General features: G+C 70.6%; 23 protein-coding genes. 4 read left to right on the top strand and 19 right to left on the bottom strand.

Annotated features, from left to right (window positions below; genetic code table 11):
• Positions 1-6: 6 nt before the first annotated feature.
• Positions 7-1,368, bottom strand: coding sequence for a helix-turn-helix domain-containing protein (locus ACT4N7_RS21530; protein WP_444830606.1), 1,362 nt, complete (start codon positions 1,366-1,368; stop codon positions 7-9).
• A gap of 193 nt (positions 1,369-1,561) precedes the next feature.
• Here ACT4N7_RS21530 and ACT4N7_RS21535 point away from each other — a divergent pair, with 193 nt between their 5' ends.
• Both ACT4N7_RS21535 and ACT4N7_RS21540 read left to right on the top strand, forming a co-directional pair.
• A complete protein-coding gene (locus ACT4N7_RS21535; RefSeq protein ID WP_444830607.1) occupies positions 1,562-2,329 on the top strand; it encodes a hypothetical protein in 768 nt (255 codons plus the stop codon).
• Positions 2,326-3,528, top strand: a complete 1,203-nt coding sequence (locus ACT4N7_RS21540) for an acyl-CoA dehydrogenase family protein (protein ID WP_444830608.1) — start codon at positions 2,326-2,328, stop codon at positions 3,526-3,528. The genes ACT4N7_RS21535 and ACT4N7_RS21540 overlap by 4 nt, the downstream gene beginning before the upstream one ends.
• Before the next feature lie 3 nt (positions 3,529-3,531).
• On the opposite strand, the gene ACT4N7_RS21545 is transcribed toward ACT4N7_RS21540, so the two are convergent.
• The 15 genes from ACT4N7_RS21545 to ACT4N7_RS21615 form a co-directional block, all read right to left on the bottom strand.
• Positions 3,532-4,044 (bottom strand): NUDIX domain-containing protein, encoded by a 513-nt coding sequence (locus ACT4N7_RS21545; RefSeq protein ID WP_444830609.1) that lies wholly within the window; start codon positions 4,042-4,044, stop codon positions 3,532-3,534.
• A 126-nt stretch (positions 4,045-4,170) separates the two neighbouring features.
• On the bottom strand, positions 4,171-4,968 hold the full coding sequence (locus ACT4N7_RS21550) for a MauE/DoxX family redox-associated membrane protein (protein ID WP_444830610.1): 798 nt from the start codon (positions 4,966-4,968) through the stop codon (positions 4,171-4,173).
• A 12-nt stretch (positions 4,969-4,980) separates the two neighbouring features.
• Positions 4,981-5,586: a cell wall protein gene (locus ACT4N7_RS21555; protein WP_444830611.1), complete on the bottom strand. Its 606-nt coding sequence runs from the start codon at positions 5,584-5,586 to the stop codon at positions 4,981-4,983.
• Between the two features lie 2 nt (positions 5,587-5,588).
• Positions 5,589-6,008, bottom strand: a complete 420-nt coding sequence (locus ACT4N7_RS21560) for a hypothetical protein (RefSeq protein ID WP_444830612.1) — start codon at positions 6,006-6,008, stop codon at positions 5,589-5,591.
• 149 nt (positions 6,009-6,157) lie between these two features.
• A complete protein-coding gene (locus ACT4N7_RS21565) occupies positions 6,158-6,598 on the bottom strand; it encodes a hypothetical protein (protein WP_444830613.1) in 441 nt (146 codons plus the stop codon).
• Positions 6,599-6,605: 7 nt separating this feature from the next.
• Entirely contained in the window at positions 6,606-7,397 is a 792-nt protein-coding gene (dapB, locus tag ACT4N7_RS21570; RefSeq protein WP_444830614.1) for a 4-hydroxy-tetrahydrodipicolinate reductase, read from the bottom strand.
• A complete protein-coding gene (locus ACT4N7_RS21575; protein WP_444830643.1) occupies positions 7,394-8,719 on the bottom strand; it encodes a M16 family metallopeptidase in 1,326 nt (441 codons plus the stop codon). Before ACT4N7_RS21575 ends, dapB begins: the two co-directional genes overlap by 4 nt.
• Before the next feature lie 71 nt (positions 8,720-8,790).
• Positions 8,791-11,019, bottom strand: coding sequence for a polyribonucleotide nucleotidyltransferase (locus ACT4N7_RS21580; protein ID WP_444830615.1), 2,229 nt, complete (start codon positions 11,017-11,019; stop codon positions 8,791-8,793).
• A 252-nt stretch (positions 11,020-11,271) separates the two neighbouring features.
• The gene (gene rpsO / locus ACT4N7_RS21585) at positions 11,272-11,541 is read right to left on the bottom strand and encodes a 30S ribosomal protein S15 (RefSeq protein ID WP_444830616.1); all 270 of its coding nucleotides are present in this window, start codon (positions 11,539-11,541) and stop codon (positions 11,272-11,274) included.
• A 124-nt stretch (positions 11,542-11,665) separates the two neighbouring features.
• The gene (thpR, locus tag ACT4N7_RS21590; protein ID WP_444830617.1) at positions 11,666-12,190 is read right to left on the bottom strand and encodes an RNA 2',3'-cyclic phosphodiesterase; all 525 of its coding nucleotides are present in this window, start codon (positions 12,188-12,190) and stop codon (positions 11,666-11,668) included.
• Positions 12,187-12,657: an XRE family transcriptional regulator gene (locus ACT4N7_RS21595; protein ID WP_444830618.1), complete on the bottom strand. Its 471-nt coding sequence runs from the start codon at positions 12,655-12,657 to the stop codon at positions 12,187-12,189. The genes thpR and ACT4N7_RS21595 overlap by 4 nt, the downstream gene beginning before the upstream one ends.
• 97 nt (positions 12,658-12,754) lie before the next feature.
• The gene (locus tag ACT4N7_RS21600) at positions 12,755-13,699 is read right to left on the bottom strand and encodes a bifunctional riboflavin kinase/FAD synthetase (protein WP_444830619.1); all 945 of its coding nucleotides are present in this window, start codon (positions 13,697-13,699) and stop codon (positions 12,755-12,757) included.
• Between the two features lie 42 nt (positions 13,700-13,741).
• The gene (gene truB / locus ACT4N7_RS21605) at positions 13,742-14,653 is read right to left on the bottom strand and encodes a tRNA pseudouridine(55) synthase TruB (protein ID WP_444830620.1); all 912 of its coding nucleotides are present in this window, start codon (positions 14,651-14,653) and stop codon (positions 13,742-13,744) included.
• An 11-nt stretch (positions 14,654-14,664) separates the two neighbouring features.
• On the bottom strand, positions 14,665-16,011 hold the full coding sequence (locus tag ACT4N7_RS21610) for an MFS transporter (protein WP_444830621.1): 1,347 nt from the start codon (positions 16,009-16,011) through the stop codon (positions 14,665-14,667).
• A gap of 53 nt (positions 16,012-16,064) precedes the next feature.
• Positions 16,065-17,375 carry an MATE family efflux transporter gene (locus ACT4N7_RS21615; RefSeq protein ID WP_444830622.1) on the bottom strand — a complete coding sequence of 437 codons (1,311 nt, stop codon included), beginning with the start codon at positions 17,373-17,375 and terminating at the stop codon, positions 16,065-16,067.
• 64 nt (positions 17,376-17,439) lie between these two features.
• Between ACT4N7_RS21615 and ACT4N7_RS21620 the strand changes: the two genes are divergently transcribed.
• Positions 17,440-17,952 carry a CGNR zinc finger domain-containing protein gene (locus ACT4N7_RS21620; protein ID WP_444830623.1) on the top strand — a complete coding sequence of 171 codons (513 nt, stop codon included), beginning with the start codon at positions 17,440-17,442 and terminating at the stop codon, positions 17,950-17,952.
• A gap of 232 nt (positions 17,953-18,184) precedes the next feature.
• Here ACT4N7_RS21620 and ACT4N7_RS21625 read toward each other — a convergent pair whose 3' ends face one another.
• Entirely contained in the window at positions 18,185-18,928 is a 744-nt protein-coding gene (locus ACT4N7_RS21625) for an AraC family transcriptional regulator (protein ID WP_444830624.1), read from the bottom strand.
• A gap of 190 nt (positions 18,929-19,118) precedes the next feature.
• Here ACT4N7_RS21625 and ACT4N7_RS21630 point away from each other — a divergent pair, with 190 nt between their 5' ends.
• Entirely contained in the window at positions 19,119-19,544 is a 426-nt protein-coding gene (locus ACT4N7_RS21630; RefSeq protein WP_444830625.1) for an Imm1 family immunity protein, read from the top strand.
• A 95-nt stretch (positions 19,545-19,639) separates the two neighbouring features.
• Here ACT4N7_RS21630 and ACT4N7_RS21635 read toward each other — a convergent pair whose 3' ends face one another.
• Positions 19,640-20,749, bottom strand: a complete 1,110-nt coding sequence (locus ACT4N7_RS21635; RefSeq protein WP_444830626.1) for an ABC transporter ATP-binding protein — start codon at positions 20,747-20,749, stop codon at positions 19,640-19,642.
• Positions 20,750-20,769: 20 nt separating this feature from the next.
• On the bottom strand, positions 20,770-21,705 hold the full coding sequence (locus ACT4N7_RS21640; protein WP_444830627.1) for a carbohydrate ABC transporter permease: 936 nt from the start codon (positions 21,703-21,705) through the stop codon (positions 20,770-20,772).
• Positions 21,706-21,708 lie beyond the last annotated feature (3 nt).

Raw genomic sequence — 21,708 nt, forward strand, 5'->3', positions numbered from 1 at the left:
ACACGCTCAGGCGGCGATGCCGACACGGCAGGCGAACGCGCGAAGGCCAGGCAGTCCGGCGGTACTCGGGTGGCTCAGCAAGGTGCCAGTGACCTGTTGGATGTGGCCGCGGTGACGAACCTCGTCGGGCGTGGCCTGCTCGGCGGCCAACAGCGCCCGGTAGCAGCGCTCGGGTTTGCCCCACTGGTGGTATGCGCGAGCGACGTCGGTCCAGTACTGGCCGCGGCGTTCGACAGTGGGGATCGCGGCCGGGTTGATCCGGGCGGCGATGGCGATGGCGATTCCGGGATCGCCCAGAGCGCGGGCGATGCTGACCCGGTAGAGATCGACGCCGGTAGGGCCGAACGCCGTTGCCCGGTGGTTGGCGTCCGCACCGACGCGGCGAGCGGCGTCGGCGGCCTCACCGATGATGGTGTGTGCGGCGTCGCGGTCGCCGCTGGTGGCGGCGGTATAGGCGGCGGTAGAGAGCAGCGACCCGTACACCGACAGGAACTCAGGACCACGGCCAAGGTCGTGTTGCAGGTCGGCGGCGGTGTCGATCACGAGCCGGTTGGCTGTCTCGGCGCGACCAGCGCGGCGCAGCACTCTACCCCAGGCGCGCCGCGCGATCGCGGCGGCGAGGATGTCGCCGCTGGCGTAGGCGGCCTGCAAGGCCCGGTCGGCGGTGGTCCAGGCGAGGTGGTCATGGCCGACTTTGACAAGTAGCTCAGTGCTGAGTGTGTAGAGCTCGGCCAGGTTCGCGGCATGCCGCCCGCCCGGGTGGTGAGTGTGGGCAGCGATCGCGATGGGCAGCAGCCGGGGGAGCGCCGCGGCGACCTCGGCGTAGCGGCCGTGCTGGAACACGGCGCGCGCGGCCGCGACCTCGCGGTCGAGGCCCGCCGCAGTCGCCGACGCGGGGATCTCCGCAGGCGGGGCGAGCAGCGTCGCCTCCAACGCGGCGAGCGGATCGGCAACCGCAGCGGCGGGCACGCCGAGGAGCGTGGACCCGGCCAGTCCGCCGAGTCCGGCCAGCAGTGTGCGTCGGCGCATCGGGTCGGTCTCCTCATCCGGCCGCGGGATGGACCCGACCCTAGCGGCGGGTGACCGGATCGGCACGATCCGCACGCTCGTGTCGGCCAAGCCGAGCAGGTGAGCTGGGATGCCGAGGGCATCGGCGAGGCTGCGCAGCACCTTCACATCGCGCAGCGGCTGCCGCCCGGTCTCCAGACGGGACACGGTGGAGGACGAGTAGCCGCAGCGGGCGCCCAACTCGGCCAAGGTGAGGTGGTGGGCCTCCCGGACACTGCGCACGACGGCACCCGGGTCACCGGAATCCAGCGCGGCACGAACAGGACCGCTACGCCAGATCGGATCCGTGACGTCGTCCATCGCCGTGTCCCTTGCTCAAGAGCGTGGGTCTACCAGCGTAACCGGGTGAACACGTTCGGTGCGAACCCGTTTGCGTACTCCGCAAACCTGCTGACGAAGGACGCAAACCCTGTGGTGGCAACACATCCCGGTCCGCGACCGTTAACGGCGGCGCAGCGGCAGCACGGCCCGGCTGCCCGTAGGAGGGGTTCAAATGTCTACAGAGTTCACGGTAGCCGAACTGTGGGCCGCCGGTTTGCTGCACACCGACGGGGACGCCAGGATCAGCCCGCGCGCGGTGTTCGTACCCGCCGACGAGCAGGGGGCGCTTCGCCCGATCACCATCCGCGCGGGCGCGGTGATCGAGGCTTTCGCCGTGGTCCACGGCGGTACGACCGTTGGCGGGCACGCGCGGGTCGAGGCCCATGTGGTTCTGGGCAAGCCTGAACTCGGCTACGCCGTCGGCCGCACCTACCCGGGCGCGGGTGCCGACACGGCGATCGGCGACGGCGCGGTGCTGCGCACCGGAGTTGTCGTCTATGCCGGGGTCATCCTCGGCGCCGGGGTACTGGTCGGGCACCACACAGTGCTGCGCAGCGCGGTCAGCATCGGCGCGAGCAGCCAGATAGGCCACCACCTGACCGTCGAGCGCGCTGTCCGCATCGGAAAGGAGGTGCGTTGCTCGCCCGGCTCACACATCACCAGCTCCACTGTCATCGCCGACCGGGTGTTCCTGGGCTCCGGGGTGCGCACCATCAACGACAAGACGCTGACCTGGCGCGACCCGGATCGCAACCCGGTGCTCGTCCCTCCGCGCTTCGAGGCAGGCGCCAAGGTCGGCACCGGATGCGTAGTGCTCGGCGGGATCACGGTCGGCGCAGCCGCCACGGTCGGCGCCGGGTCGCTGATCACCCGCGACATCCCGGCCGGGGCACTCGCCTACGGGCACCCTGCCCGCGTCCACGGCCAGGTGACCACGTGAGCAGTGCGGCTATCGGCCTGTGGCTGCACCCGCTACGCCAGGTTTTGGACCCCAACGCGACGGTGAACTGGCAGCGGCTGCGCCGCTTGGCCGCCGAGCTCGACGACGTCCTCACTACCTACCCGGTCGGCTCCGATCTGCCGCCGGGTCCCGAACGCAGCCACCGGCTACGACAGGTGCGGCGGGTCTTGGTCGCCGACGGCGGGTTCGGCGACGAGCCACCACTGTGGCAGTTGCTGGCGCAGTTCGTGTGCGGATACCGCGATGTCGACCTGCGCGACGCCACCGGCCTCGGCCATGGCAGGCTCGTTGCCCGCCACGCCACCCCGACAGCCCGAGGCCGCTGGCTGCCCCGGCTCCTGGCCGGGGAACTGGCCGGGATCGCGATCACCGAGCCGCACGGCGGCACCCGCGTCACCGAGACCCGCACCTACGCAGTGCCCGCCAGAGACGGTGGGCTGCTGCTCAGCGGCCGCAAGTGCTGGATCAGCAGACTCACCGAGGCCGCGGCGTTCGTCGTTTTCTTTCGCGATTGGCATGGACGCCTCGCGGCGGCCGTGGTGGATGCCGCCACCTCGGGTCTGCGCCGCACCCCGGTCGCGCCCTCGGGGCTGGCCGGATGGAGCTGGGGCGCGCTCGACCTCGACCAGGTGAGGGTGCGCCCCGACGAAATCCTGTGCGGCGACGGGATGGCGCTGCTGCGCGAGCACTTCGCCACCTACCGACCCTGGGTGACCGCTACCGCCCTTGGTGGCGCGGCCGCGGTGTTCGACATCGTCACCACTACTCTTGCCGCCCGCGACGTCGACCGGATCCGCGACAACGCCCTGATCACCATCGGCCGCGCCCACGCTCAACTCGCCACCGCGCTACTCGGGTGCGCCGTTGCCGAACACCTTGCCGAGCAGGGCGACCAGCACGCCAACATGTGGGCCGCGGCAACGAAAGCGCACGGCGTCGACGTCGCGGACCACACCGCCGCGGAACTCGCGTTGCTGGTCGGCGCCGCCGGGTTCCGCGCGGACTCACCGATCGCCAAGACCCGCCGCGACCTGGCCGGGCTGCTGTTCGCCGATGGCATCCACGACAGCCTCTACCGCAGCGCGGGGCGACATCACGCCGGCATGCCAGTCGCCGTACCGGCCCCACGCGACAACACACCGGCCATCCACAACGCCAAGGTCGACGCGGCGGACTGAAGGTCAGGCCACGCGAACACCGTGCTCGCACAGCACGGTCACGCCCTCGCGGGCCGCCTCGACCGCGACCGCGAGTCGATCGGCCAGCAGGGGCTTGGTCATCGTCCGCACCCGCTCGATCGGGTGGAAGGAGGCCGAGCGGATCTCGTCCTCGGCGAACGCCAAACCGACCAGGTCGGTCGCGTCCAGAACGCCGCCGTCGAACACGAACACAACGCCCTCCGGCCTGCTGTCCTGCGGCCGGACGTAGTCGACCACCAGCAGCCTGCCCAGCGGCCGGTCCAGGCCCAGTTCTTCGACCAACTCCCGGGTCGCGGTCCGCCACGGCGACTCGTCGGCCTCCACGGCCCCGCCGGGGATCTCCCAATTGGGCTTGTACGACGGCTCCACCAAGAGCACACGATCTGTCCGGTCGCGGAACAGGACCCCGGCGGCCATCCGCTTACGAGCCAAACCGGCGACGTACAGGTCGACCGGAAGGGTGTCGGCGGGCTGCGGCGATGTGAATGCGTTCACCCAGTGCACCCTAGCCGGCCCCAGGATCGGGCACGGCAGTGCGGCCGTACCTGTCGTCGCGCGCGACGGGAAGCGGGCAGTGCTCCGGCTCGGAGCACTGACCGGGTTCCGTAGGCCCTCTTGCGCTCAGACCAGCGCCGAGTCCTCTTCGACAACCTCCGATTCGTCCTCGACCAGCACAACGCGCACGTCGTCGGGGTCGTAGCGGAGCAGGGGGACGGCGAAGACGACCGTCACCGGGCCGGTGTCGCGCCGGGCCGCGTAGGTCAGGATGCGCCACTCGCCCTCGTCCCAACTGTCGAGCAGGTCCGAGCGGACCATGCCCTGCACCGAGCGGTAGGCGTCGCTGCGGGTGAGCTGGGTGACGGTCGAGTCGAGCGGGACCTCGAACGAACTGCGCCTCGCCAGCGGGTGGCTCAGCCGGACCCGGAACCGCCGCAGCGGCATGAGCCAGTAGTCGTCCAACTCCGGCGACAGCATCGCGACCACCGCCAACTCCACGACCACCACCAGCGCCGACACCAGCGTGAACGCTCCCGGCAGCACTGCCCCGAGGCTCGCCGCGAGCAGGACCCCGGCGCGGGCGAAATGCCTGCCGTTGACCGGGGTGACCTTGTCGCTCAGACAGCCGCAGGACGACTCCGGGGCCGCCTTGCGGGCGTACGCGAGGTAGCCGAGCATGCCCACGCTCAGCCCCACCGCGCCGACCGCGCCCGCGATCCTGGTGGCCGGGACGAGCAACGCCAGCGCGACCGCCGCCTCCGCCACCCCGACCGCCCGGTACGCCGACACGACCCGGCCCTCGCCCACCAACTGCCGCAGCGCCGAGCGGCGGGCAGTGGTCGGCGCGGATCGGGCGAGCAGCTTGAACCCGGACGCCCACAGCAGGACGAGGGCGACCGTGACCGCTTGGACCGCTCCCATGCGCGTCTCCCCTCAGGCCGCCGCGTAGACCGTGGCGATGTCGACCTCGTTGGTGTCCGGCCGCCACGCGCCGATCACCTGGACGTGCCGCCCGACCTGGAGCATCGACAAGTCGCTGACGGCCGGGGTGCCGTTGTAGACCGCCGCCGTGGTGCCCGCGACAACGTGGCCGACGATCTTGCTGCCGTTGTGGTCGAGGTGCAGCACGTCGCGGCCGATGGCCGAGATGTGGGTCTGCAGGTTGACGATGTTGAGCCACACCGCGTCGGCGGCCAGCGTCCCGTCGGGCAGCAGCACACCCCGAGCGTAGAGGCCGTCGCCGACCTTCGCCTGGTCCAGAGTGGTCGGACGCAGCTTCCACACACTGGTGCCGCTGGTGAGGTGGATGCGGTGCAGGGTCCGGTCGGAACCGGTGACGAGTAACAACGCGCCGTCGATTCCGGTGATCCGACCCTCGGCGAAGTTCGGGTCGGGTTCGCCCGCGCCGATCGGCTTGTCGTCGGCCATGGCGATCTCGGGCGTGAGCGCGCCCATCGCCGTCGCACCGAGCACGGTGCCCGCCGTGCCGAGCACGGCCGAGGTGAGGAAACGCCTGCGCCCCAACGAATCCGTGGCCATGGTCAACTCCGAACCGTGACGGGCATGATGCCGGTGGACAGGTTGCCGATCGCGCTGTACGCGGCCGGGGTGAAGTCGATGAGCCGGTTGGTGGCGCACTTTCCGCCGCAGCACGAGCGTTCGCCGCACCACAGGTCGGTCTGCGGGCCGCAGTCGGCGATGCGCACCGAGATTTCCGTGGTGCCACAGAGGTTCTTGACGTAGAACGTGTGTCCGCAGGTGCGCCGGATCAGGGTGTTGCCGCACTTGTCGGGTCGGGTGATGCTGAAGCAGGCGTCGGACGTGTTCGGCCACGCGCACTGCCTGCTGCCGGAGTTACAGGTGCCACAGGCGCCGCGACCGGTGGAGCCGCAGGGGCCCCAGGCGGTACCGCAGCAGAACCAGGACGCCTCACAGGACGTGGGCGCCAAGACCTCGCTCATGGATGCCACTCCCTCGCGTTGTGAAACATTTCCGCAATAAGCAGGGATCTTGTTGCGATCTGACGCGCGCCACGGTACTACCCGGTGACGGACGTCACCTAGGGTCGATTCGGGTGAGGCCATTACCAGAAACGTGATGGGAACGGCGACTATCCGGAGGCCAGATCGAGGGCCTTGCGCATGGCCGCGCGGGCGCGGGTGCGGTCGCCCGCGAGGTCGTAGGCGTGGGCGAGGCGGTACCAGCCGCGCCAGTCGTCGGGGGCGGCCTCGACCTCGGCGCGGCGGTCCTCGAACCAGGCGTCGGCGGCGGCGCGGTCGACGCGGCCGGAGGGCAGCCGGGGCAGGGCGCTGGTGTCGGGGAGGCCGCCCTCGGCGTCGAGGCGGCGGGCCAGCACCTCGGTGCGCAGCCCGAACCGCAGCGTCGCCCAGACCACCCACGCGCCCACCACCGGCAGCAGCAGCACGCCGACGCCGAACGCGACCGCCAGCGGGGAGCCGTCGCGGAACAGGGCGACGGCCCGGCCGCCGAGCAGCACGAAGTACACAATCAGGACGGCGGTCAGGATGATCGAGACGGTCCGGGCGGACATCGCGGTCCTACAGGTCGAGGAGGTTTTCCAGGCCGACGGTGAGCCCGGGGCGGCCCAGGATCGCCCGGATGCCGTGCAGGACGCCGGGCATGAACGACGCCCGGTCCAGCGAGTCGTGCCGGATGGTGAGCGTCTCGCCGTCGCCGCCGAAGATCACTTCCTGGTGGGCGACCAGGCCGGACAGCCGCACCGAGTGCACCCGGACGTCGTCCACCAGGGCGCCGCGCGCACCGTCCACTTCGGACGTGGTGGCGTCCGGGATCTCGCCGCGCCCGGCGGCCTTGCGGGCCTGGGCGACGAGGCGCGCGGTGTGCGCGGCGGTGCCGGAGGGGGCGTCGGCCTTGCGGTTGTGGTGCAGCTCGATGATCTCGACGGTGTCGTAGTACTTGGCCGCGAGCTGCGCGAACCGCATGGACAGCACCGCGCCGAGGGCGAAGTTGGGCGCGATGAGCACCCCCAGCTCCGGCTTCGGCTCCAGCCACTGGGTGACCGTGGCGATCTTGGTCTCGTCGAAGCCGCTGGTGCCGACGACGGCGTGGATGTCCTGGTCGACGCAGAAGCGCAGGTTCTCCATCACCACGTCGGGGTGGGTGAAGTCGACCACGACCTCGGCCCCGGCGTCGGCGATGTCGAACATCCAGTCGCCGGTGTCGACCATGGCGACGACCTCCATGTCGCCCGCCGCCTCCACCGCCTTGCAGACCTCGGCGCCCATCCGGCCCCGCGCGCCGAGGACGCCGACGCGGATCGGGTTGTCTTCCGTCCTCGCGGACTGAGCGGAAGGCACAGACCTGGTCACTCACTCACCTCGTGCAGTTGGACCGGAACGTCGTCGGCATGAGCGTAGGGGCCGACCACGGCCGCCGCGAGTGGCCGCGACAGCAGGTTGCGCGCGAGCGCGGCGACGTCTTCCGCCGTGACCGCCGCGATGCGCTCCAGCGTCTGCTCGACGGTGAGGTAGTCGCCGAAGGACAGCTCGCCCTTGCCGATGCGCGACATCCGCGAGCTGGTGTCCTCCAGGCCGAGCACGAGCCCGCCGCGCAACTGGCCCTTGCCGCGCGCCACTTCGGCGTCGGTGAAGCCGTCGCGGGCCACGTCGCGCAGCACGTCGCGGACCACGCCCGCCACCTCGCCGAGCCGGTCGGGCTGGCATCCGGTGTAGACGGACAGGTGGCCGGTGTCCGCATAGGACGCCACCGACGAATACACCTGGTACGCCAGCCCACGGCGCTCGCGGACCTCTTGGAACAGTCGCGAACTCATGCCGCCGCCGAGCGCGGCGTTGAGCACGCTCAGGGTGAAGCGGCGTTCGTCGTGCCGGTCGAGTGCGCGCACGCCGAGCATCATGTGCGCCTGCTCGGTGTCGTCGGTGTGCAGCACCAGGCGCGGCGCGGTGCCGATCCTGGCGCGGCCGGTGCGCGGCGCGACGGGAGCCCGGTCGCCGGTCAGCCTGCCGCGCAAAGCTTTGCGTGCCAGGGAAAGCACGTCGCGGTGGGTGACGTTGCCCGCGACCGCGAGCACCATCTTCGGCATCGTGTAGCGGCGCCGGTAGAACCCGTTGAGCGCGGTGCGGGTCATCGCGGTGATCGACTGCTCGGAGCCCAGCACGGGGCGGCCGAGCGGGTGGTCGGCCATCAGCGCGCCGCAGAACGCGTCGTGCAGCAGGTCTTCCGGGTCGTCGTCGCGCATGGCGATCTCTTCGAGCACCACGCCGCGCTCGGTCTCCACGTCGGCCTCGGTACACGACGCGTCGAAGACCACATCGGACACCAGGTCCATCGCCAGCGGCAGGTCCTCGTCGAGGACGTGCGCGTAGTAGCAGGTGTGCTCCTTGGCGGTGAACGCGTTCAGCTCGCCGCCGACGGCGTCGATCTCCTCGGCGATCTGCGCGGCGGTGCGCTTCGCGGTTCCCTTGAACAGCAGGTGTTCCAGGTAGTGCGCGGCGCCCGCCACCGAGTCCGGTTCGTCGCGCGAGCCGACCGCCACCCAGATGCCGACCGACGCGGACCGCACGCCGGGGATCCGCTCGGTGATCACCCGCAGGCCGCCGGGCAGCAGGGTGCGCCGAACCTCGGCGTCGTCGGAGCGCTCCAGCACCACGGTGGTGCCGGGCTTCTGCAAGTGGCCCTGGACGTGCGACGGGCCGCGGCCGCGGGTGGCAGAACCACCCGCGGCCGCCGTGGACCGTGCTGTCACAGGGCGGGAGCCACCTCGGCGTCGGCGGGCGCGGCCGCCTCGGCGTCCTCGCTGACCAGCACCAGGCTGATCTTGCCGCGCTGGTCGATGTCGGCGATCTCCACCCGGAGCTTGTCGCCGACCGAGACCACGTCCTCGACCTTGTTGATGCGCTTTCCGTTGCCCAGCTTGGAGATGTGCACCAGGCCGTCCTTGCCCGGCAGCAGCGAGACGAACGCGCCGAACGCGGCGGTCTTGACCACCGTGCCCAGGAAGCGCTCGCCCACCTTGGGCATCTGCGGGTTGGCGATGGCGTTGATCATGTCGATCGCGGCCTCGGCGGACGGGCCGTCCGCGGCACCGACGTAGATCGTGCCGTCGTCCTCGATGGAGATGTCGGCACCGGTCTGCTCGGTGATCGAGTTGATCATCTTGCCCTTCGGGCCGATGACCTCGCCGATCTTGTCGACCGGGATCTTCACGCTGGTGACCCGCGGCGAGTACTGGCTCATCTCGTCCGGGCCGTCGATGGCCTCGGCCATGACCTCCAGGATGGTGTACCGGGCGTCGCGCGCCTGGTCGAGCGCCTGGGCCAGCACGTCGGACGGGATGCCGTCGAGCTTGGTGTCGAGCTGCAGCGCGGTGACGAACTCGGAGGTGCCCGCGACCTTGAAGTCCATGTCGCCGAACGCGTCCTCGGCGCCGAGGATGTCGGTCAGCGCGACGTAGCGCGTCTCGCCGTCGACCACGTCGGACACCAGGCCCATCGCGATACCCGACACCGGCGCCTTGAGCGGCACACCGGCGTTGAGCAGCGACATCGTGGACGCGCAGACCGAGCCCATCGAGGTGGAGCCGTTGGAGCTGAGCGCCTCGGAGACCTGGCGGATCGCGTACGGGAACTCGTCGCGCTTGGGGAGCACCGGCATCAGGGCGCGCTCGGCGAGCGCGCCGTGGCCGATCTCGCGCCGCTTGGGCGAGCCCACGCGGCCGGTCTCGCCGGTGGAGAACGGCGGGAAGTTGTAGTGGTGCAGGTAGCGCTTGTGCGACTCCGGGGACAGCGAGTCGATCTGCTGCTCCATGCGCAGCATGTTCAGCGTGGTGACACCCAGGATCTGGGTCTCGCCGCGCTCGAACAGCGCCGAGCCGTGCGCCCGCGGGATGAGCGCGACCTCGGCGGACAGGCCGCGGATGTCGGTCAGGCCGCGGCCGTCGATGCGGACCTTGTCGCGCAGGATGCGCTGGCGGACCAGCTTCTTGTTCAGCGAGCGGAACGCCGCGCCGATCTCCTTCTCGCGGCCATCGAAGGCACCGCCCGCGCTCGCGCCGACCTTCTCCAGGCACTGCGCCTTGACCTCGTCCAGGCGCGACTCGCGGGCCTGCTTGTCGCCGATGGTCAGCGCCTTGGCCAGCTCGTCGGACACGGCCGCGGTGACGGCCGCCAGGGCGTCCGGCTGGTAGGCCGGGAAGGTCGGGAACTCGCGGGTCGCCTTGGCGGCGTTACCCGCCAACTCGGCCTGCGCGTCGCAAAGAGTCTTGATGAACGGCTTGGCCGCCTCCAGCCCGGACGCGACGACCTCCTCGGTCGGCGCCTGGGCACCGGCCGCGATCAGGTCGATCACGTTGTCGGTGGCCTCGGCCTCGACCATCATGATCGCGACGTCTGCACCGACGACACGGCCGGCGACGACCATGTCGAACACGGCGGTCTTGAGCTGCTCGTAGGTCGGGAAGGCGATCCACTGGCCCTCGACCAGCGCCACCCGCACCGCGCCGATGGGGCCCGAGAAGGGCAGCCCGGCGAGCTGGGTGGACGCGGAGGCGGCGTTGATGGCCACCACGTCGTAGAGGTCCTGCGGGTTGAGGCTCTGCACGGTGATGACGACCTGGATCTCGTTGCGCAGACCGTCCACAAAGGACGGGCGCAGCGGCCGGTCGATCAACCTGCAGGTCAGGATCGCGTCGGTGGAGGGCCTGCCCTCACGCCGGAAGAACGCGCCGGGGATGCGACCCACGGCGTACATGCGCTCCTCGACGTCCACCGTCAGCGGGAAGAAGTCGAAGTGCTCCTTGGGGTGCTTCGACGCCGTCGTCGCCGAGAGCAGCATGGTCTCCTCGTCGAGGTAGGCCACGACACTTCCGGCGGCCTGGCGGGCGAGCCTGCCGGTCTCGAAGCGGATGGTGCGCTTGCCGTACTTGCCGTTATCGATGACGGCTGTCGACTCGTGCACAGCGTTGTCTGTCATGTATTCCGTACTCCTCGTCTTAGGGCAAGCGCGCAACCCGAGCACGGGTCGCGGTTCAGACGAGGCCGGTCTTCGATCGAAGTCCCCGGGGCCACGCGGCACCCTCTGTGCCGGTCGGCTGAACCCGAAAACCACTACCGAGGACCGGCGAACTGGTCCCGTGTCTGCGCGGCGCGCTTGCCCTGTCGTCTTTCCTCTTTGGATATATGAATCTGGGGGGAGCGACCGACGGCCACTCCCCCCAGGGTCGAGCTATCGGCGCAGGCCGAGTCGCTGGATCAGCGACCGGTAGCGCTCGATGTCCACCTTGGTCAGGTAGTTGAGCAACCGCCTGCGGCGGCCGACCAGCAACAGCAGGCCGCGCCGCGAGTGGTGGTCGTGCTTGTGCATCTTGAGGTGTTCGGTGAGATCCTTGATGCGCTTGGTGAGCAGCGCGATCTGGGCCTCGGGCGATCCGGTGTCCGAGTCGTGCACGCCGTACTCGGTCAGGATCGTCTTCTTCTGGTCAGTGGTCAGCGCCACCTGTTCTCCTCGTGGGTCTGTGCCGTGCGGCCCGAACGGGTGATGTCCAGATCCGGGTGAGTCGGTACCGGCCGCCACGGACTGCAGCCGGACCCAAACGACAACGTTAGCAGGTCGGCGGTCGCTACCCGTTGCCGAGCGGTCCGAACCGGTCGATCGGGGTGTAGTGCGGACCGTGCGAGCCCAGGTCGCTGCGGAACAGCACGAGCGCGTCCGGCACCCACTCCGGGCCGAGATATCCGCCCAGGTCACGCCCGAGGCGGCCGGCCGCGTCGGCCCGCGTCGACCCGCGGGCCACGGTCACGTGCGGGGTGAAGTCGGCCGCGGCGCCCGCGGCGGCGGCGAGCACGCGCAGTGACTCCGCGTCGGCGTCGGCGACCGGGCGCACACCCATCCAGCAGACGCCGGGGAACGCACCCGCCCCCGCGAGCGCGAGTCGGGGCGCGGGGACGTTCGGCACCCGGTCGCGGAGCACGCGGGTGCGCTCGACCGGGTCGTCCTCGCCGTAGAAGCCGACGGTGATGTGCCACTGCTCGCGCGGTGTGGCGCGCAGACCGACTGACTGCGGGGACGGGCTCGCGGCCAGGTAATCGGCAAGATGGTCCGCGACGGGAGCGGGCAGCAGCAGCGCGGAGAACAGCCGCGTCACGTGCGTTTACCCGCCCGGCGGAGCAAGTCGGCGATCTCGGGGAAGCGGTCGTCGAGCGTCGCGGCGGCCTCGGTGAGATCGTCGGCGGAGGCGAGCCTGCGCAATGCCATGATCGCGCTGCGGCCAACGTCGACGGGCAGGTTGTCCCTGGTCACGGACGGTTTCGAGGTGCGCACGTCATCGAGGGCGCGTTGCAGTGCCTCGCGCCTGCCGGAGGCGACGTCGGGGGTGAGCACCTTGCGTTCGAGCATGATCAGCCGGGCAAGCACGGCCGGGTTGCCGATCTTGGCGCGGCGACCGCTCATCACCTGGCTCAGCATCGGCGCGCTGATCCCCAGGACGTCGGCGAGGTTGGCCTGCGACACGTCGAAGGCCACGACCAGCCTGCGCACCCGGTCGCCCAGGGGTTCGCCGTACCACTCGCGCTGCAGCGCGATGTTGCGCTGGACGATCTTGTGGTCCTCCACCTTCGCCTCTCCCCTGGTGCGCCCGTCTCGCGGGTGACTTCGGAGGGTATCTTGCCAGGCTCGCGGGGGTGACCGTGGCCGAACGCGGGAACCGGGGTCAGTCGAGCAGTTCGCGGGTGTCGGCCACGTCGAGGTGCATCTGCTCGACCAGCGCCGCGCTCGACGGATACTTCTCCATCGCGCGCAGCCGCTGCACGAAGTCGATGGCCACCCGCTGACCGTAGAAGTCCTCGTCGACGTCGAGCACGAACGCCTCCACGCGGCGCTCCCGCCCGGAGAACGTCGGGTTGGTGCCGACCGACACCGCGGCCGTCAGCGCGGGCCGGTCCCGGCTGTTGAGCAGCGTGAAGCGGCAGGCGTAGACACCGTCGGCGGGCACGGCCGCGAAGCGCGGCGTGGACAGATTCGCCGTGGGGAAGCCGAGTTCGTGGCCGCGGCCGTCGCCGCGCACGACGATCCCCTCCAGCCGGTGCGGCCGCCCGAGCGCGGCCTGCGCGGCCCGCACGTCGCCCGCGTCGATGCACGCGCGGATGTAGGTGGAGGAGAAGGTGACCTCGCCGAGGGAGTCGGCGGTGACCAGCTTGGCGTCCTCGGTGGTGAACCCGAACCGGTGGCCCAGCTTGGTGAGCAGCTCGACGGTGCCCAGGGCGCGCTTGCCGAAGGTGAAGTTCTCCCCCACCACCACCGCGGCCGCGTGCAGCCGCTCGACCAGCACCTCGTGCACGAACTCGTCGGCGGGCACCTTGGACAGCTCCTGGGTGAACGGCAGCACGCAGAACACGTCGACGCCGAGCCCCTCGACCAGTTCCGCCTTGCGCCGCAATGTGGTGAGCTGCGCCGGGTGGCTGCCGGGACGGACCACTTCGGACGGATGCGGGTCGAAGGTGAGCACCACACTGGGCAGCCCGCGCTCCGCCGCGATCCGCACGGCGCGGGTGATCAGCTCCTGGTGGCCGAGGTGCACGCCGTCGAACACACCGATGGTCGCGACACAGCGACCCCAGCCACCGGGAAGGTTCTCAAGCCCGCGCCAACGCTGCACGGCTGGAAGCCTAGTGGTTGCCAAGTGCCTGGACAGGGTGGGTCAGGACACGTTCAGCACGACCAGGGCCCGCGCCGTGTCGCCATCGTCGACGCCCAGCGCGACCGCTTTGCCCGCCGGGTCGAAGATCCCGTAGGTGCCGGAAATCCCGGCGGCGGGCAGCGGCCTGCCATGGGACAGCGCGATGGTCTCCACGCGGTCCAGGTCGCGGCGCGGGAACGCGGCGGCCACGGCGGCGTCCATGTCCAGCGACAGGCCGGGCTCCTCGGTCAACTGCTCCAGCGTCCGGGCTACGCGCAGGTCGAACGGGCCGACGCGGGTACGCCGCAGCGCGGCGAGGTGACCACCGACGCCGAGGGCGGACCCGAGGTCGCGGGCCAGCGCGCGCACGTACGTGCCGGACGAGCAGTCGACCATCACGTCGAGGTCGATCGCGGTGTCCGCGCGGTGGGCGCCGAGCAGGTCGAACCGGTACACGGTGACCGGGCGCGCGGGAATCCGCACGTCCTCCCCGGCCCGCACGCGCGCGTAGGCCCGCTTTCCGTCGATCTTGACCGCGCTGACCGAACTGGGCACCTGCGCGATCGGCCCGGTGAGCACGGCGATGCCGGCGGCGATCGCGGCGTCGGTGACCGCGGCCAGGGCCGCCGGGTCGGGCTCGCCGAGGAACTCGCCCTCGGCGTCGTCGGTCGCGGTGGCCGCGCCGAGGCGGATCGTGGCCAGGTAGACCTTGCGGTCGAGCGCGAGGTGGCCGAGCAGCTTGGTGGCGCGTTCGATGCCGAGCACGAGCACGCCGGTCGCCATCGGGTCGAGCGTGCCCGCGTGGCCGACCTTGCGGGTGCCCATGATGCGTCGCGCGCGGGCGACGACGTCGTGCGAGGTCATGCCGGGCGCCTTGTCGACGACCACGAGGCCGGGCGGGACCGGTGCTTTTTTCACGGTGGGGCTGGACACGAGCGGGAATCCTATGCCGAGGCGGGTTCCGGCCGCGCCTCCGCCGTGGGCAGCGCCGGGATGTCCCACACCCGGCGGCGAATCCGCACCGGCACGACCTCGCCGCGGCGGACGGCCTCGAACACCGCGGCGCGGGCGCGGCGCCACCAGACGGCCGTGCGCCAGGAGCCCAACAGCAGCATGGCCACGATGGCGAGGAAGGCGACCCGGAACGCGCCCGCGTCGGCGTCCGCGGCGTCGCCGCCGAGCAGCAGGCCGATGCCGAGCGCGGTGATCGTGATCGCGCTGAACCCGCCGACGTTGACCACCCCGGTGGCCGTGCCGACGCGGCGGATCGGGTTGTAGTCGCGGGCCAGCGCGAACGCGATAGCCGACAGTGGCCCGCCCACGGACAGCACGCTGAACGCCACCACGACCAGCGGCGCGGGCACCACCCCGCCCGGCCAGCCGAGCAGCACCGCCCACAGCGCCATCGCCGTACCGAGATACGCGGCGACCATCGGCACCCGCAGCGCGGGCCTGCGGCCGGTCAGCTCGCCGATGATCGGACCCGTGACCAGGCCGACCACCACGAGCAGGCTGAGTACCGAGCCCGCGGCGGCCTCGGACATCCCCTGTGCCTGCACCAGATACGGGAAACCCCACAGCAGACCGAGCACGGCCGGGGCGAACATGGTGGAGAAGTGCACCCAGAACCCGAGCCGGGTGCCCGCGATCCGCCACGCCTGGCGCACCTGGTCGAAGACCTCGCGCGCGCCGACGGCCTCGGACCGGTGCGCGGGCTCGCCGTCGGGGGTGTCGCGCACGCGCAGCGCCACGACCAGCGCGTATCCGGCGGTGGCCGCGCCCGCGACGGCGAAGGTGGCCGTCCAGCCCGCGTTGTCGAGCAGCAGGGTCAGCGGCAGGGTGGCGGCAAGGTTGCCGACCGCGCCGAGCGCGGCGGTGACCCCGGCGAGGGTGGCGTAGCGGCGCTGCGGGTAGTACGCGGCGACGAGGCGCAGCACGCTGACGAAGGTCAGCGCGTCGCCGAAACCGAGCACGCCGCGGGCGACGAGCGCGAGCGGGTAGGTGGTGGCCACGGCGAACAGGAGCTGGCCCAGTCCCATCAGGACGGCGGCGGCGGAGAGCACCCGACGCGGGCCGAAGCGGTCGACGAGCAGGCCGGTGGGGATCTGCATCGCGGCGTAGACGCCTATTTGCAGCACGGTGAACGTGCCGAGCGCGGCGGCGCCGATGGCGAAGCGCTCGGCGGCCTGCAGGCCCGCGACGCCGAGGGAGGTGCGGTGGAAGACCGCGATCAGGTAGACGGCCGCGGCGGTTGCCCAGATCACCAGCGCGCGGCGCTTGGCGGCAGGCACGTGGACCCCTCCCGTTCTCGCGGTGTCTCCACCAGTAGACCGTACTCGTTAGCCTAGCTAAGCGTGCGTTCGGTCACAGTCGCATGTGGACGGACCGCGCCGACCACGGCCCAGCGATCGGAGCGGACACGGACGAGCAGCGTGGCCAGGCGTACCACCAAGAACAGGCTGAGGCCCGCCCAGATTCCCGCCAGCCCCCAGCCGAACACCAGCGAGAGCCAGACAAGCGGGAGGAACCCGACAATCGCCGACAGCACCATCGCCGTCCGCAGGAACTTCGCGTCCCCGGCGCCGAGCAGCACGCCGTCGAGCGCGAACACCACGCCGCCGATCGGTTGCAGGGCAACGAAGAACCACCACGCGTGCGGGATCTCCGCGAGCACGGCGGCGTCGGCAGTGAACACGGCGGGCAGCACCCCGGCGAGCGCGGCGAACACGACGCCGAGCCCCAGCCCGAGGACGAGGCCGTAGCGGCGCAGCGTGCGGGCCAGGGCGCGGGCGCGCCGGTCGTCGCCCGCCCCGAGCGCCGCCCCCACCATCGACTGCGCCGCGATGGCCAGCGAGTCGAGCATCAGGGTGAGGAAGGTCCAGAGCTGGAGCACGACCTGGTGGGCGCCCGCCGCGGCCACCGACGTGCGCGCCGCCACGGCCGCCGCGGAGACGAAGCACACCTGGAAGACCAGGCTGCGCAGCACGAGATCGCGGCCGAGGACGAGCTGTTCGCGCATCACGCCGAGTCTCGGCCGCAGCGCGACCCCGGCGAGCGCGCGCAGGAAAAGCGCGCCCGCGACGAACTGTCCGACGACATTGGCGACGGCGGAGCCCGGCAGTCCCCACCCCGCGCCGTAGACCAGAACAGGGCACAGGCCGGCGGAGACGGCGTTGCCCGCGAGCACGTAGCGCAGGGGTCGGCCGGTGTCCTGCACGCCGCGCAGCCAGCCGTTGCCCGCGAGGGTCACCAGGATCATCGGCACCCCGAGCAGCGCGATCCGCAGCCACCCTTCGGCCGCGTCGGCCAGGGCACCCGGCCCGGCCAGCGCGCTCGTGATCGGGCCCGCCAGCGCCTGTCCCACCCCGACCAGCACGAGACCGACGGCCAGCGCCAGCCACGTCGCCTGCACCCCTTCGGCCACCGCGTCGTCGCGTCGCCCGGCCCCGTACAGCCGCGCGGCGCGGGCGGTGGTGCCGTAGGAGAGGAAGGTGAGCTGGGTCGAGAGCTGCGCGAGCACGATGGCGCCGACGCCGAGCGCGCCGAGTTCGGTGCCGCCCAGGTGGCCGACGATGGCGGTGTCGACCAGCAGGTACAGCGGTTCGGCCGCGAGAACCGGCAGCGCGGGCAGCGCGAGCCTCGATATCTCTCGCATCCGACCCTCCTCAAGTAAGGTGCACTTGGCGGCTATGCCCATGACACTAGGGTAAGGATCGAACTTGGACAACGCCGATTACCTGGACGTCGCCCTGCGCCTGGCCAACGCCGACCTGGCCGACGTCGCGGCGTTGCGGGCCGCCCTGCACGACGAACCCTGGTGGTCCTCGCGCGCGACATCCGAAGACGTCTCCGCTTTGCGGCAAGTGGCCACGGACTTGCGGTCCGCTCTTGCCGCCGCCGTGGCGGGCGACGGTGACGGGGTGCTGGCGGGAGTGAACGCGCTGCTGGCCGCGCATCCGCCGCGACCACGGCTGTCCGGCCACAGCGGAACGTGGCACGTGCACGTGGCGGAGGCGTCGGCCCCGCCCGCGACGGAAGTGGCGGCGGCGGCGGCCTGGGGGTTGGCACAAGGGGTGGTGCGGTACGGATTGGAGCGGTGGGGGCGGTGCGCGGCGGAGGGCTGCGGAAACTACTTCCTGGACGGGTCCACCAACCGGGCGAAACGGTTCTGCTCGGTGAAGTGCGCGAACCGGATGCACGTTGCCGCGTTCCGCTCCCGCACCCGCCCATAGCCCCTGTCAGTCCTGGGTCTCCTGATCGCGGCGGGTGCCCATCGCGTCGGCGGCACGTCGGGCGCTCAGGGCACCGAACTGTCCAATTCGGACTACCACGTCTCGGCCAACCGGACCGGAGTGTGCGCACTCGACGTTCCGGGCCAGCCGACGCAATGGCTTGTGGTTGGGCGGACAACGCTCGTTTCGGGAACCGGTGCCCGTCCGCCTGGTCCGCATCCGACAGGCACGATCAGTAGCGCCCGGCGTAGCGGGTGGGTGATTCGCCGAACATGGCGGTGAAGTCGCGGATGAAGTGCGGCTGGTCCGCGTACCCGAGTTCGGCCGCCAGCCCGGCCCAGTCGATCACCGCGCCCTGCACCATCCGCTGGGTGGCCTCGTGCAGCCGATAGCGGCGGATCACCCACTTCGGCCCGATCCCGACATACTCGGCGAACTGCCGCTGCAACGTCCGCACGCTCGTGTCGAGCAGGTCGGCCAGGCCGTCGACCCTGGCGATGGCCGGTTCGGCGCCGATCCGCGCCACGACGCCCGCGACCCACTCCGCCATCGGGTCGGGATCAGGTAGGTGCGCCCGCAGGAACCGCTCTATGTCGGCCACCTCCGCAGGCCAGGGCACCTCCCGAGCGAACGCTTCGTGCGCGGGGACCGACCGGTCGGTGATCGTGGACACGGCCGACCGCAGAAACGGTCGGAAGCATCCCGGCCGGAACGCGACCCCGAGCACGCGACCGGTGCCCGCCAACAGTTTGAACGACGGCCCACTGGACACGCCGTGCACCTCGGCGGCGCCATCCCGAAACGTGAGGTGCACACTCGGGTTGGGCGCTACCAACTGCTTGTAGGGCTCCGGGTAGTCCCAGGAGACGATCCAGTACCGGTCGACGAACGGCGCGAGGTCGGGAGACGGGGCCGGAAACGAATGGTTCTGGAACCTCGTCCACGCGCCCCCGACCTCCCGGGCGTCCCTGCTCATACCGCCGAGTGTATGGCGTGCTCGGCAAGCTGATCGGAGCAGGTGGCAATACGATCCTGCCTGACTTCATCCCACACGGTCGGTCGCTGACCGTTATGGGGACCGATGCCAATGGAAGTCCATTTCACCGAACATACGAAGGGCGGGCGCCGCGCTGATGTCGGAACTACTTGACAGTGCGTTTCTGCACGTGGATGAGATCCCGGCAGACATGGACCTGGTCGCCGCGATTCGACATGTCAACGCACAGGGAGTGCGCAAGCCATGGGTCTGGGTAATCTCTGCCGGCCCCGACGACCCGTTCTATCCGGCCGGGGTCTCGCTTTCTGTCGGAGTTCACAATCAAGTCGGTTCGCTGAATTGGGTGACGAACTCGGCGAGCCTGGTACCAGTTCGGGGAACGAACACGGAATGGGTGGTCTACCATCTTGCGGGCATGCACGACACCCCGATTCCGCCGCATGCCGAAGTGCCAGTGGACACGGTATTCGAGGTGCTCGCGGAATTTCTTGACACTCGCGTGCGGCCGACGAAGATCGAGTGGCAGGAGGCCGCGCCGCTCAGTTCAATCCCCCACGACCACACCGGCGAGCCTCCCGCCACCGTCATCACCTGATCGGAACCACCACTGTGTCGGGCAGCACTGCGCGCCCGAGAGGCGTCTGGAAGAGGCGACCCTGCCATCATTTCCTATCCACCGGGCTGACCGGGTCAGTCCGGGAGGCGGTCACCGGTCACCGGGTCGAAGAGGTGGACCGCGCCCGGTTGTGGCACCAGACCGAGTTTGTCGCCGCGTTGCCAGGGCGACATTCCCGGGGCGCGCACAGTCATCGGCTTGGTCTCCGCGTCGTCGGCGGGGTCGACTGAGACCTGGGGAACGTCGGCCGAGCAGTACAGGTATTGGTCGCTGCCCAACTCTTCGACCACCTCGATCGTAGCGCCGATGCCCTCGGTCGCGCCCACCACCGTCCAGCCCTCAGGCCGGATACCGACGACAACCTTCGCCGTCGTCAAACAGGCACGCTGGGCGGGAGTGAGCGAAATCGGTTGCCCACCAACGGTTGCGGCCTCACCGGACACTGTGGACGGAATGAGATTCATCGCGGGCGAGCCGATGAAACCAGCCACGAACAGGTTGGCGGGCCTGCCGAACAACCCGATCGGGGTGTCGCACTGCTGCAGGATGCCGTCCTTGAGCACCGCGACCCGGTCGCCCATGGTCATCGCCTCGACCTGGTCGTGGGTCACGTAGATCGTGGTGACACCGAGCCTGCGCTGCAGGGAGGCGATCTGCGTGCGGGTCTGCACGCGCAGCTTCGCGTCCAAATTGGACAGTGGCTCGTCCATACAGAACACCTGCGGCCGCCGCACGATCGCGCGGCCCATGGCGACGCGCTGGCGTTGGCCGCCGGACAGTTTGGCGGGCTTGCGGTCCAGATACGGCGCCAGGTCGAGCAGGTCGGCCGCCTCCCGCACCCGCGAGGCCCGTTCCGCCTTGGGCATCCGCGCGATCTTGAGGTGGAACCCGATGTTGTCGGCAACCGTCATGTGCGGGTAGAGCGCGTAGTTCTGGAACACCATCGCGATGTCCCGCTCCTTGGGCGGCAGGTTGGTGACGTCACGGTCGCCGATGCGGATGACGCCGTCGTCCACACCCTCCAGGCCGGCGAGCATGCGCAGCGTGGTGGACTTGCCGCAGCCGGACGGGCCCACCAGCACCAGGAACTCGCCGTCGGCGACAGCCAAGTCGAGGCCGTCGACGGCGGGCACCGGGTTGCCCGCGTAGTAGCGGGTGGTGCCCTCGAACGTGACCGTTGCCATTGTCTATCCCTTTCGGACAGTCATTTGCCCGCACCGAGGGTGAGGCCGGTGATGATCCGGCGCGCGAGCAGCAGGTAGAGGACCAGCATCGGCAGCACGACGATCGCCACGCCCGCGATCAGGCCGCCGTACTCCGACTGGTAGCTCGCCGCGCCGTAGAAGGAGAACAGCGCGCGGGCCAGGGTGAAGTTCGCGTTCTCGTTGAGGAACACGATCGCCAGCAGGGTCTCGTTCCACAGCCCGATGGAGTTGAGGATCAGCGCGGTGATCAGGCCGCCGCGGGCCAGCGGCAGCATGATCGCGAAGAACGTGCGGAACGGCGACGCGCCGTCGATCGCCGCGGCTTCCTCCAGTTCGTCGGGCAGCGACTTGAAGAACCCGGTCAGCAGGAACACCGTGAACGGGATCGACAGCGCCACATAGATGAGGAACATGCCGAACAGGTTGTTGGTGAGGTCGAGCTTGGCCATCCCGATGAACAGCGGGATCACCACGGTCTGGAACGGAATGCCCATGCCGATGGCGACGAAGTTCGTCATCGGGTTCGACCCGCGCACCCCGAGCCGGGTGAGCGCGTACGCGGCGGGCGCCGACACCGCGACGATGGCCACCGCGGACACCGCGACCAGCACGACCGTCACCACGAACGCCCGGCCGAAACCCGCGTTGTTCCAGGCGTAGACGAAGTTGCGGAACGGATCGCCGCGCGCGAACCACTGGTACGGCAAGGCGAACGGCTTGTTGAAGATCTCGATGGGCGTCTTGAACGCGGCCGCGACCAGCCAGTACAGCACCAGCACGTTGAGCGCGGTGAACAGCCACACGAACGCCATGCCGAGCAGGCGCAGGGGACTCAGGCCCCGCGAACCCGGGGCGGGCTTGGGCTTTCGGGGCGGCTTGCGCACCGCGCGGCGCGCGGCGGGTGCCGGGGCGTCCACTGTAGACGTTTCGGACACGGC

It is taken from the genome of Actinokineospora sp. (genome assembly GCF_052390155.1).
GTDB lineage: Bacteria > Actinomycetota > Actinomycetes > Mycobacteriales > Pseudonocardiaceae > Actinokineospora.

Bases quoted from the DNA above. Each gene is read 5' to 3' on its own strand.
- ACT4N7_RS21535 (WP_444830607.1), top strand. From the start codon at position 1,562: ATGTCTACAGAGTTCACGGTAGCCGAACTGTGGGCCGCCGGTTTGCTG.
- ACT4N7_RS21615 (WP_444830622.1), bottom strand. From the start codon at position 17,375: ATGCGAGAGATATCGAGGCTCGCGCTGCCCGCGCTGCCGGTTCTCGCG.
- ACT4N7_RS21550 (WP_444830610.1), bottom strand. From the start codon at position 4,968: ATGGGAGCGGTCCAAGCGGTCACGGTCGCCCTCGTCCTGCTGTGGGCG.
- ACT4N7_RS21555 (WP_444830611.1), bottom strand. From the start codon at position 5,586: ATGGCCACGGATTCGTTGGGGCGCAGGCGTTTCCTCACCTCGGCCGTG.
- ACT4N7_RS21560 (WP_444830612.1), bottom strand. From the start codon at position 6,008: ATGAGCGAGGTCTTGGCGCCCACGTCCTGTGAGGCGTCCTGGTTCTGC.
- ACT4N7_RS21635 (WP_444830626.1), bottom strand. From the start codon at position 20,749: ATGGCAACGGTCACGTTCGAGGGCACCACCCGCTACTACGCGGGCAAC.
- ACT4N7_RS21625 (WP_444830624.1), bottom strand. From the start codon at position 18,928: ATGAGCAGGGACGCCCGGGAGGTCGGGGGCGCGTGGACGAGGTTCCAG.
- ACT4N7_RS21565 (WP_444830613.1), bottom strand. From the start codon at position 6,598: ATGTCCGCCCGGACCGTCTCGATCATCCTGACCGCCGTCCTGATTGTG.
- ACT4N7_RS21530 (WP_444830606.1), bottom strand. From the start codon at position 1,368: ATGGACGACGTCACGGATCCGATCTGGCGTAGCGGTCCTGTTCGTGCC.
- ACT4N7_RS21580 (WP_444830615.1), bottom strand. From the start codon at position 11,019: ATGACAGACAACGCTGTGCACGAGTCGACAGCCGTCATCGATAACGGC.